Origin of the sequence: Ralstonia mojiangensis (genome assembly GCF_023955645.1) — a bacterium.
Taxonomy (GTDB): Bacteria; Pseudomonadota; Gammaproteobacteria; order Burkholderiales; family Burkholderiaceae; genus Ralstonia; species Ralstonia mojiangensis.
On the sequence record NZ_JAMXHU010000004.1, the window covers coordinates 357422 to 374497 of the forward strand.

General features: G+C 64.9%; 21 protein-coding genes. 13 read left to right on the forward strand and 8 right to left on the reverse strand.

What is annotated here, in order from left to right:
• Positions 1–32 precede the first annotated feature (32 nt).
• Positions 33–470, forward strand: coding sequence for a DUF3005 domain-containing protein (locus NG898_RS18180; protein WP_252693756.1), 438 nt, complete (start codon positions 33–35; stop codon positions 468–470).
• Between the two features lie 44 nt (positions 471–514).
• On the opposite strand, the gene NG898_RS18185 is transcribed toward NG898_RS18180, so the two are convergent.
• On the reverse strand, positions 515–1249 hold the full coding sequence (locus NG898_RS18185; protein ID WP_252693757.1) for an NUDIX hydrolase: 735 nt from the start codon (positions 1247–1249) through the stop codon (positions 515–517).
• A 98-nt stretch (positions 1250–1347) separates the two neighbouring features.
• On the opposite strand from NG898_RS18185, the gene NG898_RS18190 reads away from it, so the two are divergent.
• The gene (locus NG898_RS18190; protein ID WP_252693758.1) at positions 1348–2382 is read left to right on the forward strand and encodes an SPFH domain-containing protein; all 1035 of its coding nucleotides are present in this window, start codon (positions 1348–1350) and stop codon (positions 2380–2382) included.
• Complete coding sequence (locus NG898_RS18195) at positions 2379–3311, forward strand: diacylglycerol kinase catalytic domain-containing protein (protein WP_252693759.1); 933 nt, start codon at positions 2379–2381, stop codon at positions 3309–3311. The genes NG898_RS18190 and NG898_RS18195 overlap by 4 nt, the downstream gene beginning before the upstream one ends.
• Positions 3312–3360: 49 nt before the next feature.
• Here the strand turns inward: NG898_RS18195 and NG898_RS18200 are convergent, their stop codons facing one another.
• From NG898_RS18200 to NG898_RS18210, 3 genes are read right to left on the reverse strand one after another with little or no spacing between them, the layout of a single operon-like run.
• A complete protein-coding gene (locus tag NG898_RS18200; RefSeq protein WP_252693760.1) occupies positions 3361–4140 on the reverse strand; it encodes an enoyl-CoA hydratase-related protein in 780 nt (259 codons plus the stop codon).
• Positions 4137–4571: a MarR family winged helix-turn-helix transcriptional regulator gene (locus NG898_RS18205; protein ID WP_252693761.1), complete on the reverse strand. Its 435-nt coding sequence runs from the start codon at positions 4569–4571 to the stop codon at positions 4137–4139. Before NG898_RS18205 ends, NG898_RS18200 begins: the two co-directional genes overlap by 4 nt.
• Positions 4568–5455 (reverse strand): alpha/beta hydrolase family protein, encoded by an 888-nt coding sequence (locus NG898_RS18210; RefSeq protein WP_252693762.1) that lies wholly within the window; start codon positions 5453–5455, stop codon positions 4568–4570. The genes NG898_RS18205 and NG898_RS18210 overlap by 4 nt, the downstream gene beginning before the upstream one ends.
• Positions 5456–5571: 116 nt before the next feature.
• Here NG898_RS18210 and NG898_RS18215 point away from each other — a divergent pair, with 116 nt between their 5' ends.
• A complete protein-coding gene (locus NG898_RS18215) occupies positions 5572–5928 on the forward strand; it encodes an ArsR/SmtB family transcription factor (RefSeq protein WP_092971126.1) in 357 nt (118 codons plus the stop codon).
• Entirely contained in the window at positions 5912–6871 is a 960-nt protein-coding gene (locus NG898_RS18220; RefSeq protein ID WP_252693763.1) for an SRPBCC family protein, read from the forward strand. Before NG898_RS18215 ends, NG898_RS18220 begins: the two co-directional genes overlap by 17 nt.
• Here the strand turns inward: NG898_RS18220 and NG898_RS26120 are convergent.
• Positions 6861–6986, reverse strand: a complete 126-nt coding sequence (locus tag NG898_RS26120) for a hypothetical protein (protein ID WP_260773637.1) — start codon at positions 6984–6986, stop codon at positions 6861–6863. The two genes, NG898_RS18220 and NG898_RS26120, sit on opposite strands and share 11 nt — an antisense overlap.
• Complete coding sequence (locus tag NG898_RS18225; protein WP_252693764.1) at positions 6983–7366, reverse strand: tautomerase family protein; 384 nt, start codon at positions 7364–7366, stop codon at positions 6983–6985. The genes NG898_RS26120 and NG898_RS18225 overlap by 4 nt, the downstream gene beginning before the upstream one ends.
• A 102-nt stretch (positions 7367–7468) precedes the next feature.
• On the opposite strand from NG898_RS18225, the gene NG898_RS18230 reads away from it, so the two are divergent.
• The 3 genes from NG898_RS18230 to NG898_RS18240 all read left to right on the forward strand — a co-directional run bounded on the left by NG898_RS18230 (position 7469) and on the right by NG898_RS18240 (position 10351).
• On the forward strand, positions 7469–8323 hold the full coding sequence (locus NG898_RS18230; protein WP_252693765.1) for a LysR family transcriptional regulator: 855 nt from the start codon (positions 7469–7471) through the stop codon (positions 8321–8323).
• Positions 8324–8396: 73 nt separating this feature from the next.
• Positions 8397–9236, forward strand: coding sequence for an AraC family transcriptional regulator (locus tag NG898_RS18235; protein ID WP_252693766.1), 840 nt, complete (start codon positions 8397–8399; stop codon positions 9234–9236).
• Between the two features lie 2 nt (positions 9237–9238).
• Positions 9239–10351 carry an alpha/beta hydrolase family protein gene (locus tag NG898_RS18240; RefSeq protein ID WP_252693767.1) on the forward strand — a complete coding sequence of 371 codons (1113 nt, stop codon included), beginning with the start codon at positions 9239–9241 and terminating at the stop codon, positions 10349–10351.
• 28 nt (positions 10352–10379) lie between these two features.
• On the opposite strand, the gene NG898_RS18245 is transcribed toward NG898_RS18240, so the two are convergent.
• The gene (locus tag NG898_RS18245) at positions 10380–11501 is read right to left on the reverse strand and encodes a beta-ketoacyl-ACP synthase III (RefSeq protein ID WP_252693768.1); all 1122 of its coding nucleotides are present in this window, start codon (positions 11499–11501) and stop codon (positions 10380–10382) included.
• Positions 11502–11702: 201 nt separating this feature from the next.
• On the opposite strand from NG898_RS18245, the gene copC reads away from it, so the two are divergent.
• Together copC and copD are read left to right on the forward strand one after the other, a co-directional pair.
• Entirely contained in the window at positions 11703–12080 is a 378-nt protein-coding gene (gene copC, locus NG898_RS18250) for a copper homeostasis periplasmic binding protein CopC (RefSeq protein WP_392397966.1), read from the forward strand.
• 4 nt (positions 12081–12084) lie between these two features.
• Positions 12085–13014, forward strand: coding sequence for a copper homeostasis membrane protein CopD (gene copD / locus NG898_RS18255; protein ID WP_252693769.1), 930 nt, complete (start codon positions 12085–12087; stop codon positions 13012–13014).
• A gap of 82 nt (positions 13015–13096) precedes the next feature.
• Here the strand turns inward: copD and NG898_RS18260 are convergent, their stop codons facing one another.
• The gene (locus tag NG898_RS18260; RefSeq protein WP_252693770.1) at positions 13097–14320 is read right to left on the reverse strand and encodes a M20/M25/M40 family metallo-hydrolase; all 1224 of its coding nucleotides are present in this window, start codon (positions 14318–14320) and stop codon (positions 13097–13099) included.
• A 256-nt stretch (positions 14321–14576) separates the two neighbouring features.
• On the opposite strand from NG898_RS18260, the gene NG898_RS18265 reads away from it, so the two are divergent.
• The 3 genes from NG898_RS18265 to NG898_RS18275 are packed head-to-tail and all read left to right on the forward strand — an operon-like array spanning position 14577 to position 17007.
• Positions 14577–15251, forward strand: coding sequence for a histidine phosphatase family protein (locus NG898_RS18265; RefSeq protein WP_252693771.1), 675 nt, complete (start codon positions 14577–14579; stop codon positions 15249–15251).
• 47 nt (positions 15252–15298) lie between these two features.
• On the forward strand, positions 15299–16063 hold the full coding sequence (locus NG898_RS18270) for an SDR family oxidoreductase (protein WP_252693772.1): 765 nt from the start codon (positions 15299–15301) through the stop codon (positions 16061–16063).
• 29 nt (positions 16064–16092) lie between these two features.
• Positions 16093–17007 (forward strand): MBL fold metallo-hydrolase, encoded by a 915-nt coding sequence (locus NG898_RS18275; protein ID WP_252693773.1) that lies wholly within the window; start codon positions 16093–16095, stop codon positions 17005–17007.
• Positions 17008–17076: the final 69 nt, after the last annotated feature.

Genomic DNA, 17076 nt, shown 5'->3' on the forward strand with positions numbered 1-17076 from the left:
GTTTGCCGTCTGCTCTCACTCAGGAGCCCGTTATGCCCTCCGACAAGTTCCGTTCTGCCCGCCCGCCGCTGGATGAAGTCGGCAAGGCAGGCACCACCTATGTTCAAGGCCCCAGCCCTGCCGACCCCGTGCGGCAGGCGTCACAACGCATCCGCTCTGTGGATGCCGCCGGCACCGAAGCCTCCGGCAGCACGATCGACACCGACGGCAAAAGCCAGGAGGCGGCCAAAGACCCGTCGCTCTGGCAAGACAACGTCATCTATTCCAACGCGTCGCTGGTCAACACCAGGCCCGAGCCGGACCCGGACGCGCCCATTGCCGGCATCGACAGCCGCCGCAGCCAGGGACAACCGACGGTAGCGCCGGAAAGCGGACACAAGCTCGTGCACCGCGGGGTAGTCGACGAGACCGTGCGCAACGGCACGCGTGCGGCACAGCGATTTTCTTTGGAAGACGACGAGCAAGCTTAGCCCGGTCCGCTGCACCCCTTCCGTCACGGCACCTGTTACCCCGCTCAGGTATTTGAATCCCCCCCGCGTGGGCTGAAGGTGCGCGGGAAGACGACCGGCGCGCTGCGGTCAATCAGGCGATAGCCCTTGGCGGGGCGGTACGAATCGCCTTCTGCCACCCCCGCCTCTTCCAGAAAATTGGCCGACAGCATTCGGGTGCGGAAGCCGCTTTTATCGACTGGGCGACCGAGCACAATCTCGTACATGCGCTGCAACTGCGGCAGCGAGAACGGCTCGGCCAGCAAAAACGCCGGCAACGACGTGTATTCGACCTTGCTGCGCAAACGCTCCACGGCGGTGCGCAGGATCTCCGCGTGGTCGAAGGCGAGTTCAGGCGCGCGAAGCACGTCGTCCACTGCAAACCACGCCACGTCGGCCGCATTGGCGCCCTTGGCAAGCGCCACACCCTGCGCGGGCATCAACGCAAAGTAGACATGCGTGGCCGACCAGCCGCGCGGGTCGCGTGTGGCCCCACCCCAACTGCCGAGCTGCTCAAGATACGGGCTCCCCACGCCGGTCTTCTCCAGCAGCTTGCGGCGCGCGCAGTCTTCCAACGTGGCATCGACAGCCGTATCGACAAACCCGCCGGGCAGCGCCCATGCGCCGGGAAAAGGCTCGCCTTCGGCGTTGGGGCGCTGCACGAGCAGCACGCGCAATACATCATCCAGCACCGTGAAGATGACGACATCCACGGTGGTGAACGGTAGCGGGAAGGACTTGGCAGACGATCGGGTGGCCATGGCGGGTCACAAATTTCTTGACTGCCTCAATAGTAAGTTGTATTGTCCAACCCATACAAGTTGTACTGTACAACTCAAACACAAAAAGGGAGGTCACCATGTTCGGCATCCGTTTCATCAAGTCGCAGCCCACCGTTCACCTCATGCAGTTCCGCGCCGGCAAGGTGGTGCGCGAAGGATCGGGCCTGTCGTTCTTCTATTACGGCCCGACGACCACGCTGGTGGCCGTGCCGGTGGCCAGCCAGGACCGCCCGTTCATCCTTGAACTGGTGACGGCCGATTTCCAAAGCGTGACTGTGCAGGGCCAGGTGACATACCGCATCAGCGACCCGCGCCGCACCGCCGCGATGATGGATTTCTCGCTTGCCAAGAACGGCCAGACCTACGTGTCGGAAGACCCGAAGCGTCTGGGCGATCGCGTCGCTCAGCAGGTCGAAGTGATCGTGCAGCAGGCCGTCCAGGCGATGGAGTTGAAGGCTGCGCTGCGCGCATCGGCCGCCATCGCACGCACCGCGCAAGCCGAATTGGCTGCGCAACCGGAAGTGGCTGCGCTGGGGCTGGAAGTCCTCGGCGTGTCGGTCATGGCGGTCAAGCCGACGCCCGACATCGCTCGCGCGCTGGAAGCCGAGGCGCGTGAATCCAACCTCAAGGCCGCGGATGACGCCGTCTATTTGCGCCGCATGTCGGCCGTAGAAAACGAACGCGCCATCCGCCAGAACGAGCTGGACACCGACATCGCCGTCGAGCAGAAGAAGCGCCAGATCCGCGAGACGCAGATGGAAGCCAAGGCCACGCTGATGCGCAAGGAGAATGCCCTGCGCAACGAACAGATGGCCGCCGATGTGGAACTCGAAGGCCAGCGCAAGGCCTTCGTGGCCGGCCAGGCCGAGAACAGCCGCACGCTGGCCGAAGCCGAGGCTTACCGCGTGGCCGCCGTCATGCAGGCGCTGGAAAAGGCCGACCCACGCATCGTCAACGCGCTTGCTGCAGCCGGCATGCAGCCTGGCCAGCTCATCGCTCAGGCCTTTGGCGGCATTGCCGAACGTGCCGAGCGCATCGGCCAGCTCAACGTGTCGCCAGACCTGCTGCAAGGGCTGATGAACGCCACCGCCACCAGCAAGGCAGCATCATGAGCACCGATGGCCGCAAGGTCGTGCTGGTGACGCGCCGCACCCGGCTTGAAGAGCTGGTGGCGCGCCACCACACGCTGGCGCAGGCAAAGTTCTATCTCGAACACCTGGGCGCCGATTTTTCCGACTACCTGGCCGAGAACGCCGCCTACGCGCGCAGCCTCGAAATCACCGTGCGCGCGCTTGAAGCCTGGGGCCGTTACCAGGTGGTGGACCGCAGCTACCTGCCCAACTTCATCTTTGCGCCGGACGACATCATCGTGGCGCTTGGGCAAGACGGGCTGGTCGCCAACTCGATGAAGTATCTCGACGGCCAGCCGCTGATTGGGCTGAACCCGGAGCCCGGCCGCTGGGACGGCGTGCTGCTGCCCTTCGAGCCGAAAGACCTCGGCACCGTGCTGGCCGACGTGGCGCGCGACAAGCGCCCCACCAAGGCCGTGACGATGGCCGAAGCGCGTTTGTCCGACGGGCAAGTGCTGCGCGCCGTCAACGACCTTTTCATCGGGCCGCGCACGCATGCATCTGCGTTGTATGAAATCGAGGTGGGCGAGCGGCGCGAAGCGCAATCGTCGTCGGGGATCATCGTCGCCACGGGGTTGGGTTCGACGGCGTGGCTGAAGAGCATCGTGACGGGTTCGATGGGCGTTGCACGCGCCATGCATGCGGGCGGCGATGGCTTTCGCTACGAACCCGAACCGTGGGACACCCCGCAACTGACGTTCGCCGTGCGCGAGCCGTTTCCGAGCCGCGCATCGCAGGCCACGCTCGTGTTCGGGCATGTGGATGCGGATCAGCCGCTCAAGCTGCGCTCGCGCATGCCCGAGAACGGCGTGATTTTTTCCGACGGCATGGAAGCGGATTACCTGCGGTTCACCGCTGGCATGGAAGCGACGATTTCCGTGGCGGCAACACAGGGGCGCTTGGCGGTTTGAATGAAAAAAGGCGGCCGGACCAGGACCGCCGAAGGAGACACCGCCGCGCTCAGTGCGCCACGGCGTTGAAATTGGGCGGCCGTCGATCGACGAACGCCCGGAAGGCTTCATGCGCCTCCGGAGACTTCAGGCGCTGCGCAAAGCAGGCGCTCTCGGCATCCATCTGCTGCTTGAGCAATTCGGCATCGCGCATCAGCCGCTTGGTTTCGGTCAGGGCGCCCAGCGGCTGGCGCGCCAACCGCGCCGCAATTGCCTCCGCCTCCGTGCCGAGCTGATACAACGGCACCACCCGATTCGCCAAGCCCCACGCGAGCGCCGATTCCGCGCTCACCGCATCGCCCAGCGCGAACATCTCGAACGCGCGCACATGGCCCAGGCGCGCGGGCATCAGCAGGCTCGATGCCGCTTCCGGCACCAGCGCCAGATTGACGAACGGCGTGGAAAGCTGCGCGTTGTCCGCCAAGAGCACGAAGTCGCAATGCAGCAGCATGGTCGTGCCGATACCGACCGCGCGGCCCTGCACTGCGGCCACCAGCGGGCGCGTGGCACGTGCCAGCGCATGCAGGAAACGGATGACGTTGCGTTCGCCCTCACCCTTGCCGCCGGTCATGGCAATCGATGCGAATTCGCCGATGTCGTTGCCGGCGGAGAACATGTCGCCTTCAGCGCGCAGCAGCACCACGCGCACGTTGTTGTCGCGCTCGGCGGCGTCCAGCGCATCGGCCAGCGCGCCGTACATCGCGTCGGTCATGGCGTTCTTCTTGTCGGCGCGTGCCAGGGTGAGCGTCAACACGCCATCGGCGGTGCGGCTCTGGATGTGTTCACTCATTGCTCGTCTCCGTTGGGGAACTTGGTTTGCAGGCTGGCGAGCCAGCGTGCGACAACATCGATCTCGGCGTCGGTAAAGCCTTCGGTCAGCCGCGCATTCAGCTCGGCAAGGCCGTTGCGTGTTTCTGCCAAGGCTTCACGTCCGGCGGGCGTGATCCAGAGCTGCCAGGCGCGGCCATCCTTGGCATCGGCGCGGCGCTCGATCAAGCCGGCGTCGACTGAGCGATCGACCAGGCCGCTCATGGCGGACGGGCCGAGGTCCAACGCGGCGCCGGCTTCGCGCATCAACGCGCCGTCGTTCTTCTCCAGGAAGAACAGCAGGCCGGACTGCGCGGCGGTCACGCCCTCGCCAGTGCGCGATTGAATCCAGCGCTGCAGGCGGCGTTGCCCAACGCTGATCAGATAGACAAGGCGGCGGTCGGGTGCCGTCATGCAGCCACCGCTTCGTTGCGTGTGGCGGCGGCACGCTCGCGTAGCCAATCCGCCAGACCTGGCCACAGCGTGGTGGCGAACTGCGAGCGGAAGAAGCCCATGTGCCCCACCGCGCCCCCGGCCTGTGCAGGCGTGATTTGCCGGCGCTCGACCCACGTGTTGGTGAAGTGCATCGTCAACGCGTTGATGGCGGCGGGCGTAGCCCACGGGTCGTCGTCAAAGCCGTAGACGAGCACGGGATGCGTCACGCGGTTGAAGCGTTCGGTGGCGCCCAGCGTCGGGTCGTCGAAAAAGTAGCGCGGCATGCCGGCCCACGCGCCCCATTCGATGGCAACGCCGCCGGGCAGATCTTCGCCCAGGCCCATGCGCTTGCCCGGCACGTAGCCAATCAACCGCGCCATCAAGGGGCCAATGCCGCGCAGGATCAACTCCACGCGCCAGCGTTCGCCGCGTTGGCGGATGAAGCGCGAGTTGCCCGTGTGGCAGGCCACCTGCACCACGCCCGCGACATCCCAGTCGGCGCAGCACAGACCGATGGCGTGGCCGCCCACCGAATGCCCGACCGCCAGTTGCGGCAGCTCGGGGTAGCGCGCCCTTGCCCATCGCATCACGCCTTCGGCGTCGAGCAGCGCCCAGTCGCGCATGCGGGCAGCAAAGCGGCGCAGGCTCTTCGGCCGGGATGCGCCGATGCCGCGGTAGTCATACGTGATGGCGTGGAAACCGCGTTCGGCCAGGAACTTGGCGAACGCTTGGTAGATGCGTTGCGGCACGCCCGTAGCCGGATGCATGACCAACACACCCTGGGGTGTGCCGGCAGCCGCCCAGAGCATGGCGCCCAGCGGGTAGCCGTCCGTAGCGGGAATGGTGTGCGGTGTGCTGTTCATTACGTCGATTTAGTTCGCATGCGAAGTGTTTACTTTGTATGCGAAGTAAATTGGTGTGTCAACGACAGAAAGATAAAGTACTTGCTTAACTATTCAGAGTCGCTATAGTTAACCACATGCTTAACCATGACACTTCCCTCGATCTCGCCTTCCAGGCACTGGCCGACGGCAACCGGCGCGCGATGCTGGTGCAGCTCGTGCGCGGGCCGGCGTCGGTGAGCGAACTTGCCCAACCGCTCGATATCTCGCTGCCCGCGGTGATGCAGCACCTGTCGGTGCTGGAGAACTCCGGTCTCGTGCGATCGGAAAAGGTGGGCCGCGTGCGGACTTGCCGTATCGAACCCGAGGCGCTGAGCCTCGCCGAGCAGTGGATCAACCAACGACGCCTGGAGTGGGAACAGCACTTCGACCGCCTCGGCGCCTATCTGGACACCCTCAAAACCCAAGGAGACTTGCATGACGACGACCATTGACAGCCCCGCCAGCACGACCCTGCGCCCCCTCGTGATCTCGCGCACCTTCCCGGTATCCCGCGACTGGGTCTTCAAGGCCTGGAGCACCGCCGAGCACATCAAGCGCTGGTTCTGCCCGACGCACTACACGGTGCCCGACGCGACGGTCGAGTTTCGCGTGGGCGGCAAGTTCGACGTTTGCATGCGCTCGCCCGAGGGGCAAGACCACTGGTCGCGGGGGCACTTTCTGGAGATCGTGCCGAACGCGCGCCTGGTGATCGACATGAACGTCGTTGACGGCGACAACCGCCCGCTGATGAACGCCCACACCGTCGTCACATTTGCCGAAGAATGCGGGGGCACGCGCATGGAAGTCACGCAGACCCACACGCCGCTCGCGCCGATTGCCGAGATGATGATCAAGGGCGCGTCCGAAGGCTGGAAGCAGACGCTGGACAAGCTGGAGCGCGAAGCCGCAAGCGTGCCGGTGGCCGATGGCATCCAGCGCTCGGTGGTGCATGCCACCTTCACGGTGGAGCGCACGTACGACGCACCGCGCTCGCGCGTGTTCAAGGCCCTCACAGACCCGGCCGCCAAGGCCAAGTGGTTTGCCGGCGGCAACGGCTACACCTTGCTCGTGCGTGAGATGGATGCCACGCCCGGCGGCCGCGAAGTCGTCAAGGGCCGGTGGGACAGCGGTGTCGTGTCCAGTTTTGAAGCGCTGTATCACGACGTCATCCCCAACGAGCGGGTCGTCTATTCGTACGTGATGCACCTGGACGATCGCAAGATTTCCGCCTCGCTCGCCACGTTGGAATTGCGTGAGCCGAAGGACGGTTCGGGCGGCACGCACCTTGTGATGACCGAGCAAGGCGCCTTCCTGGATGGCTACGACGATTCCGGATCGCGTGAGCGCGGCACGCAATTCCTGCTCGACATGCTCGGCAATTCGCTCAAGGACTGAGCATCTGCAATACGTCGCGCGTGACGGCCGCCAAGGTGACCGCCGCGCCGACAATCAACACTGCCGCCCACAACACGCCGCCCAGGTGCGCCAGAAGCGCCTGGCGCGGCGTCATTGCGCGTACTGCGCGATACCGTTGCCGAACGACCAGTTCTCGGGCAGCACCTCCACCAGATTGATGAACACATCTTCGGGCCGCACGCCGGGCTTGTCGCCCAGCAGCTCGACGATGCGGCGATAGAGCGCCTGCTTCTGCTCACGGTTGCGCGTGTTGTTGGCGGTGATCTGGATGATCACAACGTCGTCGCTGCGCGCGATGCCGAAGTAGGTCGGGCTGACGCTGAAGGTGCTCGCGTCGTGCTCGGTGAGCGTCATGAAGCGATCGTCTTCCGGCACGTTGAACGTCTCGCGCATGGCGCGATAGACGCCGTCGAAAATGGCCTGGTGATAAGCGGCTGGCTTGCCGCGCCGCAGTGACACCTGAACGAGAGGCATGGTCCACTCCTTGGTTTGCAGTGACCACAGCATGCCTCACATTGATCATTGAAAAAAGACATCCTAAGATATTTCAATCATTCGATTTCAAAATGATTGAACATGAGAATGCTCGACCTGGAGGCTGTACAGGCTTTCGTGCTGACGGCCGATCTGAAGAGCTTCACGCGCGCGGCGGAGGCCATGGACTCCACGCAATCCGCCGTGAGCCTGAAGATCAAACGGCTGGAAGATGCGCTCGGCCGCCGGCTTCTGGAACGCACGCCGCGCCTCGTGCGGCTATCGCAGGATGGCGCCGCCTTTCTGGCAGCGGCGCGCGAGCTGGTGGCCGCGCACGAGGGCGCGCTGGGCGCATTTGGCGTGGAACGGCGACGGCTGTCGGTCGGAATCAGCCATCACATCGTCGGGGCCGAGCTGCCACGTCTGCTGCGTCAGATGGGCTTGGCCGAACCGGCGTTGACGCTGGAAATCCGCATCGCCAGTTCGTGGGAGGTCCTCGACATTTTTGAGAGCGGCGCGTTGGATGCCGCCATCGTGCTGCGCCACGACAACCGCCGCACCGACGGCGAAGTCCTTATGGAAGAACCGTTCGGCTGGATGGCCGCGCCCGACTTCGAGCACCGCGCCGGCGAGCCAATCCGCCTGGCGAATCAAGCTGATACGTGCCGCATACGGCAGATGGCAGTCGCCACGCTGGAAGGCGCGGGCATTGCCTGGCAGGAGGTGTTTGTGGGCGGCGGCGTGGCCACCATCGTGGCAGCCGTGGCAGCGGGCTTGGCCGTGGCGGCGCTCAGCCGCCGCGTGGCGCCACCCGGCACGGTGGACATGGGCGAAGCGCTCGGTCTGCCCCCGCTTCCACCACGCAGCGTGGTGCTGCATTCGCGTTTGACCGATCCTGTGGCGAAGAAGGCGCTACGCACGTTCGCGTCCACCTTGCGGGCCACGGCGGGGCGTTAGCCGATAGCCATAGGCGCACATTTGCGCAATCGCTGCACCGCGCGGCGCCTGCGGGGCGACTATGCTTTGCCCCATGAAACCGCGCACTGAACACGACTATCACCGCCGCATCGCCCGCGTGATCGAGGCGATCCTGGCCGACCCTGCCGCCCCGCACACGGTGCAGAGCCTGGCGGCGGTAGCGCACCTGTCGCCGTTTCACTTTCATCGCATCTACCGCGCGCTCACCGGCGAAGGCGTGTTCGAGACCGTCCAGCGCCTGCGGCTGGCGCAGGCTGCGCACCGTTTGAGCGGCGCAGAAGATTCCGTCACCGATGTCGCACTGAATGTCGGCTATGGCAGCCCACAGGCCTTCGCCCGCGCTTTCCGTGAATTCACCGGCGTAAGCCCGCGCGCGTTCCAGAGCCGGCAGCAGGCGTTCAATGTGCGCAGCACCGAGACCGCAGACCTGCCGCCCATCGAGCTGATCGAACAGCCGCCTCTGCACGCGCTCTGCCTGCGCCACGACGGCCCCGTTGCGACCATTCGCCAGACGTTTGTCATGCTGCGGCAACTGCTTGGCATCGATATGGAATCGGCGGATGCGCCTGACCGCATTGGCGTTTGCTATGGCGACCCGGAAACGCCTGGCTCGTTCGAATACTTCGCGGGCGTGATCCTCGATACGCCGCGCGCGATCACTGGCCGCCTGCTGCCGATGCGCATCGAAGGCGGTTTCTACGCTTGTCATCGGCTGATCGGCCCTTACGCGCTGATCGCGCCCACCATGCAGGCGCTCTACGGCGGCTGCCTCCCGAGCTACGGCTTCGAACCAGACGACCGGCCAGCGCTTGAGTTGTATCGCGGCCCAGGGCGGCACCGCCCGCCACGCGCGTGCGTCACCGACCTGATGATCCCCATCCGCAAGGAGTAAAGATGTTGCGTCGTTGCCTTGCCGCCGCACTGGCGGCCATTGCCATGGGCGCTGCCTATGCCGGTTCCGCTGATGAGCCTGCTGCGCAGTACCACGTAGGTGAAACCACACGCGCGTTCCACCCGCAGGCTGAGCGCCATTGGCGCGGGGCACGCACGCAGGCGCTCATCACCAACGTCTGGTATCCGGTGGACGTTTCTGTGCCGGAGGTGTTGCACAACATTGACGCACCGGGCCGGTCGCCCTTCCGCATGCAGCCATCGGCGGGCGAAGCGCCGCTCGCGTCAACGCATGCGCAATATCCGCTGCTGCTGCTTTCGCACGGCACGGGCGGCACGGCAGGAAGCCTCGATTGGATGGCCGCAGCGTTGGCAGCAAACGGCTACATCGTCGCGGGCGTGAACCACCCGGGCAACACGGCGCTGGAACCGCTCACGCACGACGGCTTCATGCTGTGGTGGGAGCGCGCCACTGATGTGAGCGAGGTGTTGGATGGCGTTCTCGCCGACCCCGTATTGGGCGCGCATGTCGACCGCACGCGCATCGGCGCAGTGGGCTTTTCGTTGGGCGGGTATACCGTGCTGGAGCTAGCCGGCGGGCGCACGGATGTTCCGGCTTTCATGGCGTTCTGCGGCTCGCCGCAGGCCGATGCGATCTGCCATCCGCCGGAGATGGCCCGCGCGCAGATCAACCCGGCTGCCGACACAACGAGGTCACCGCAAACGGAAGCATCCCTCGCCCGCTCCGGTGCGTCCTACCGCGACGCACGCATCAAGGCCGTCTTTGCGATGGCGCCCGCAGTGGGCATGGCGATGGACGCCACATCGCTCGGCAATATCAGCATTCCGGTCTCACTGATGGCCGGAGACGCGGATGTCACCGTGCCCGTCGACACCAACGTACGCCGCGTCGCCAAGATGCTGCCCAAGGCCGATCTGCTACTGGTGCCGGGCGCGTCGCACTACACGTTCGTGGACACGTGCCTGCCAGGTGCCGCACCCTATGTGCCGCTGCTGTGCAAGGACAACCCCGGCGTCGATCGCGATGCGGTGCATGCCCAGGCCGTGCGCCGGGCGTTGGACTTTTTCGCGGCGACGCTGCCCGGTCAGACCTGAGCGTCGTCCGCGATTCGGTGCAGGTCGATTACTGCTTCTGTACCGCCACGCTGCCGATCGAATAGCCCGCGCCAAACGAGCAGATCATGCCCAGGTCGCCCGACTTCAGGTCGGCACGGTGGCGGTGGAACGCAATGATGGAACCCGCCGATGCCGTGTTGGCGAATTCATCCAGAATGACCGGCGCTTCGTCCGCCGACGCATCGTGCCCAAGCAAGCGCTTGCCGATCAGCTGGTTCATCGCCAGGTTGGCCTGATGCAGCCAGAAGCGGCGCACGTCGGCCGGGACATGGCCCAGTTGCTGCAGATGACCGGCAATGTGTTCGGCGGCCATCGGGCAGACTTCCTTGAAGACCTTGCGGCCTTCCTGGCGGAAGAGCTGATCGCGGTCGTCCGGGTTGCGGTCTTCACTGCGCGAGAGGTAGCCGGCGTTGTTGCGGATGTTGTTGGAAAAGCTCGTCGCGCATTTGGTGCCGAGCACACGCCAGGCGTCGGTGGAGCGCGTGTCTTCTGCACGCTCGACCAGCACGGCCGTGCACACGTCGCCAAAGATGAAGTGGCAGTCGCGGTCTTTCCAATCGAGGTGGCCAGAGGTGATTTCCGGGCTCACCACCAGCGCGGCGCGCGCTGTGCCGCTGCGCACCGCATTGATGGCCTGCTCCAACCCGAAGGTGGCCGACGAGCACGCGACGTTCATGTCGAACGCGTAACCGCCCGCGCCAATGCCGTTTTGAATCTCCACGCCCAGTGCCGGGTACGGGCGTTGGAAGTTGGACGTCGCGCACAGCAGCATGTCGACGTCGGCGGCATCGCGGCCAGCGGCGGCCAATGCATCGCGCGCGGCCGCCACGCCAATCTCGGCTTGCAGCGACAACGCATCGTCGGGGCGTGGCGTCAGATGCGGGCGCATGCGCGTCGGGTCCAGCACGCCAGCTTTGTCGACCACGTAGCGCTGGCGAATACCCGAAGCCTTCTCGATGAACTCCGCCGACGATTCCGCCAGCGCCGGCAGCTCGCCCGCCGCAATCGCCGCAGCGTGCTCCGCGTTGTAGAGCTGGGTGTAGGCGTTGTACGAGGCGACCAGCTCCTCGTTGGTGATGACCTCGGGCGCGACCCACAGGCCCGTGCCGCTGATGACGACGTCGTGCATACCCGGAATTTGTGAATTTTTCGTGGCGGCGACGATAGCACATCGGCCCGGCAATGCGGGTTGCGGGATGTGGTCGTTTACATCTAGTTTGGCCTTGCGCTGCCGCGCGCACATGGGCACGCGGCCGCTCCTGACTCTACGCCCGAGCGGAAAACAATGCGTTACGCTAGCCGCCATCCCCCAACTTCGCAGGAAACCCGCATGCCTATGCTCAGCCCCTCCCGACTTGCCCGAGCATGTGTGGCCGTCGGTGCCGCCCTCATCACCACGCTGGCGCTGGCCCATCCAAAGCTGCTCTCGGCCAATCCCGCCGACAAATCGACGGGCCCAGCGCCGGCCCAGATTGCGCTCCATTTCTCGGAAAAACTGGTCGCGCAGTTCTGTGACGCAACGCTTGTCATGACGGCAGCATCCGGCCCCACCAATGTGGCCGCCAAGGTTGCCACCAGCAGCGACGGGCGCACGCTGACCATATCGCCCACGCAGCAACTCGCGGCCGGGCCGTATCGCGTTGACTGGCATGTTGTTGCCGCAGACACCCACCGCGTGGCCGGCAACCTCACGTTCCAGGTGAAGTAACGCAATGCCGGAGGACTGGCTGGCCGTCACCCTGCGCTTTGCGCTGTATCTGGATTTGATGGCGCTCTTTGGCGTATCGCTCTTCAGCCTTTACGCGCTGGGCCCGACCGATCGGCCGTCAGCCATCTCGCGCTTGTACGGCAGGGTGGCCGAAGCATCGGCATTGGCCGGCATCGTGCTGTCGCTCTGGGACGTGGTGGCGATGGCCGAGTCGATGACAGGCGCCACGCACTACAGCCAGTTGACCCGCCATGTCTTCGACATGATCCTGACCGGCACGGCAGTCGGCGCGGCATGGCTGGTGCGCATAGCGGTGCTTGCGGCGGGTCTCGTCACGGCAATCGCGTGGCGTCGAAATACGCGCCGCCGACAGATTGGGCTGGCGGCGTCGGGCGGCATCGCGCTGGCCACGCTTGCGTGGGCCGGGCACGGCGCCATGGACGACGGCGTGCGTGGCATGGTCCATCTCGCCGCCGACATCGCACATCTGCTGGCGGCTGGCACGTGGGTGGGTGCACTGGTCGCCTTCGTCTTGCTGTCGTTGGCTGCGCGGGCCCGCACGCCGGATTCGGTGCAAACGCTCAGCCTTGCCTCCAGCGGCTTCGCGACCATCGGCACGTGCATCGTTGGGATGTTGATCGCCACGGGCGTTGTCAACTACGTGCTTGTCGCCGGCCCAACGTTCGATGCGCTCTTCACCACGCCGTATGGATGGTTGCTGCTTGGCAAGCTCACGCTGTTTGTGTTGATGCTCGCGCTGGCGGCAGGCAATCGCTATCGGCTGAGCCCGGGGCTTGCGGCCGCCCTCAGCGTGGGCGATTCGACGGGCGCGGTGAAGGCGCTGCATAGAAGCCTGCAGGCGGAGACCTGCCTTGCCATGCTCATCCTCGTGCTTGTGGCTTGGCTGGGTTTGCTTTCGCCGATGCCTGCTTAGCGGCCCGCGCGGTCAACAAAACAAAACGGGTGACAGCGCCGCGCCATCACCCGTTCGTTGTTGCGTACCGCCGGCGCGGCGCTTACTTGTTCGCCGCAAGCTCCATGATCATGCGCGACAGCAGATAGAGACGCGGCACGAGGCTCTCCACTTCCGCGTATTCCTCCGGCGTATGGATGCCGCCGCCAACGATGCCGAAACCATCGAGCGTGGGCGTGCCGACACCCGCCGACAGGCTGGAATCAGCCGCGCCGCCGCTGCCCTCAAGCGTCAGCTTGCGTCCGATCTCGCCGTAGATGGCTTGCGCCTTGGCGGCAAGTTCGTCCGACGCGGCATTGCGCGGCATCGGGGGGAAGCCTCGCACCAGCGACGTCTTCACTTCCGTATCGGGGATCAGCTTGTTGGCCGACACACGCGTCAGATCGCGTTCCACGCGGTCGAACTCCTCCGGCACGGCCACGCGCACGTCTGCATAGGCCGTTGCATGGTCGGGAATGACGTTGGTTGCGTCGCCCGCCTTGAGCACGGTCACGTTGAAGGTCGTCTGCTTGGCGCTGTCGCCCAACTTGCCGAGCTGCAACACCTGGTGCGCCAATTCGTTGGCGGCGTTGCGACCCGATTCGGGTGCCACACCGGCGTGCGCGGCCTTGCCTTTGATGTCGATCTCCGCCGTGCCGCTGCCCTTGCGCCACACGACCAGCCCATCAGCGGGCCGGCCGGGCTCCAGGTTGAGCGTCACGTCATGCTGCTTGGCCTCGCGCTCGATCAACGCGCGCGTGCCCTTGGAGCCGGTTTCCTCGTTGGTGTTGAGCAGCAGCGTGACTTGCCCGTATTGCTTGAAGTCGAGCTGCTGAAGAATCTTCATCGCGTACAAACCCGCCACCACGCCGCCCTTGTCGTCCATCACGCCGGGGCCGTAGGCGCGCTTGTCCTTGATGGTGAACGGCTTGGCGCGGGCCGTGCCGTCTTTGAAAACGGTGTCCATGTGGGCCATCAGCAAGATGCGCGTCTTTCCAGTGCCCTTCCAGGTGGCGAGGATGTTGTTGCCGACTGCCGGCGCGGCGGACACCGTTTCCACGTGGGCGCCGGCCTTGCGCAGTTCATCGGTGACGATGCTGCCCATCTGGCTGAGCCCCGCTTCGTTGCCCGTCCCCGAATCGATATTCACCAAGCGCTCAAGCAGGTGCAGTGCGTCGCCACGGTAACCCTCTGCGGCGGACAGCACCTTGGGATTGGCATCGGCAGCGCAGGACAGCCCTGAGGCACACAGCAGCAGCGCAGCAACGGCAAGGCGGGATGGTTTCATACGGGACCTTTGTAGCGGAGTGGCAAAACGGCCATTACACACAAGATCGGTGCTTGCGGGGGCGGCCATGTTGCGCGAGGCGCACGGGTGTCACCCGCAGCTTGCTCTGGCAGACAAGTCATGCAGGGGCGGCGGGTGGCACGATCAAGCACTGGTGCAACTATTCATTGCATGCATTACCGGTCATTCAAAGAATAAATTTCACAAATAATGCACGCCCCGCTAATCTGATCCCCTTTGATTTGGCGAGCAGACGATGGCGGAGCTTTATCTCGTACGGCACGGACAAGCCTCGTTTGGCGCGGCAGATTACGACCGGCTCTCTGAACGCGGCGAGCAGCAGAGCGTCTGGCTTGGTGAATATTTCGCGCGGCAGGACATTGTTTTTGATCGCGTCATCTGTGGCACCTTGCGCCGCCATGAGCAGACCGTCGACGGCATCCTGCGCGGCATGGGCATTTCGGGCGCAGCGTATGAGCAGCACGCCGGGCTGAACGAATACGACTTCCAGGGGCTCTTTGCCGCGCTCGGCGAAGATTTTCCGGAGCTGACACAACTGGCCTCAGGCTCGATGCGCGATCACTACCGGGCGCTCAAGCAGGTGCTGCATCTTTGGTCGGACGACAAGATTCGCGGGCCGCTGCCCGAGACCTGGGCCGCCTTCCAGCAGCGCGTGGCCGATGCGCGCGCGGCCATCCAGGCCGGCGGCGGGCAGCGTGTGCTGGCGATCAGTTCCGGCGGCCCAATTGCGGTAACCGCGCAGCAGGTGCTGGCCGCCCCACCCACGAGCGCCATCGCGCTGAATCTGCAGATCCGCAACAGCAGCGTCTCGCAGTATTTCTTCAACGCTGAATCGTTCCAGTTGGCCACTTTCAACGGCGTCCCGCATTTGGACGACCCGACGCGACGCGCATTCCAGACATACGGTTGATCGCCCTGGCGGACGACCAAAACACAAAACCATTGGAGGAGCACACCATGAGCACGAACCTGTTCGACCTGACCGGAAAGATCGCCCTGGTCACCGGCGCCAGCCGCGGTATTGGCGAAGAGATTGCCAAGCTGCTTGCAGAACAAGGCGCGCACGTGATCGTATCTAGCCGCAAGCTGGCCGACTGCGAAGCCGTGGCAGAACGCATCCGCGAAGCCGGCGGCAAAGCAGAAGCCCTCGCCTGCCACGTCGGGCGCATGGAAGACATTGCAGCGGCGTTCGACACCATCCGCCGCACGCATGGCCGGCTCGACATTCTCATCAACAACGCGGCGGCAAACCCGCACTTCGGCCACATCCTCGACACAGATTTGGCGGCCTATGAGAAGACCGTGGAGGTGAATATCCGGGGCTACTTCTTCATGTCGGTTGAAGCCGGCAAGATGATGAAGGCGCAGGGCGGCGGTGCGATCGTCAATACCGCGTCGGTCAATGCGCTGCACCCCGGCGACAAACAGGGCATCTACTCCATCACCAAGGCCGCCGTGGCCCACATGACGCGCGCCTTCGCCAAGGAATGCGGGCCGTTCGGCATTCGGGTGAATGCGCTGCTGCCGGGTCTGACCAAGACCAAGTTCGCAGGCGCCCTGTTTGAAGACAAGGCCACGTACGACCGCTGGATCAGCGAGATCCCGATGCGCCGCCACGCCGAGCCGCGCGAGATGGCCGGCACGGTGCTTTACCTCGTGTCTGATGCGGCGAGCTACACCAACGGCGAGTGCATCGTCGTCGATGGCGGCATGACGGTCTGACGCAGGCCTTGCCGCCCGAAGGAAGCGAGATGACGACCCTGCCCCACGCCGCAGTCGCGCGTGCCGATTTCGGCCGTGTGTCGGTGTTCTTCGGTGAGAAAAGCGGGAAATATCCCGATGGCAACCAGGTCGTCATCCGCGGCTCGGACACGCTGGCCGCGTTCGACACGCCGCTGGTTTCCAACCACATCGGCCCGGAATTTGACGCCACCGAGCTGGTGGTAATGGGGCATGTGCATGAAGACCACATGGCCGGTCTGCATCGGCTGCCCCGCGCGACGGTGCACGTGAATGAAGCCGATCTGGCCGCGGCTCAAAGTTGGAACGGCATGGTCGCCACGTACGGCCTGGACGATGCCACCGCCCCGGCCATGCTGGAGAAGCTGCAGCGCGAATTCTTCTATGCGCCTCGCCCCGATGCGCTGGGCTATGAAGACGGGGCGCAGTGGGACCTGGGCAATACGCAAGTCCGCGCGTTTCACATGCCCGGCCACACCGCCGGCCATACCGTTCTGCTGGTCGAGCCCGAAGGCGTGGCATTCATCGGCGACATTGACTTGACCGGCTTCGGGCCCTATTACGGCGACGCCTCCTCAAGCCTGCGAGATTTCCGCCGCACTCTGGCGCGCTTGCCGGACATTCCAGCCGAGGTGTGGGTCACGTCGCACCATCGCGGCATCTACACAGACCGGGAGCATTTCCTGCGCGACTTGGCGGCGTATACGGCCAAGCTCAATGAACGCGAACAGCGCCTGTTGGCCATGCTGCGCGAATCCCCAAAGACTGTGGCGCAATTGGTGGAGCAACGTCTGCTGTATCCGCCGGGCTACGAGGCGTTGTGGGTGGTCAGCGCGGAAACCCGCACGATTTCCCAGCACCTGGCCGAACTGCAGGCCGATGGGCGGGTGCAGGTGGACGGATACGGCATGTACCGGGTCGACTGAGGCGACCGTCGCGGTGATGCGGCGCGCCCGCAACATCGTCCTTGAAATCTGTGGATACCTGTATATATT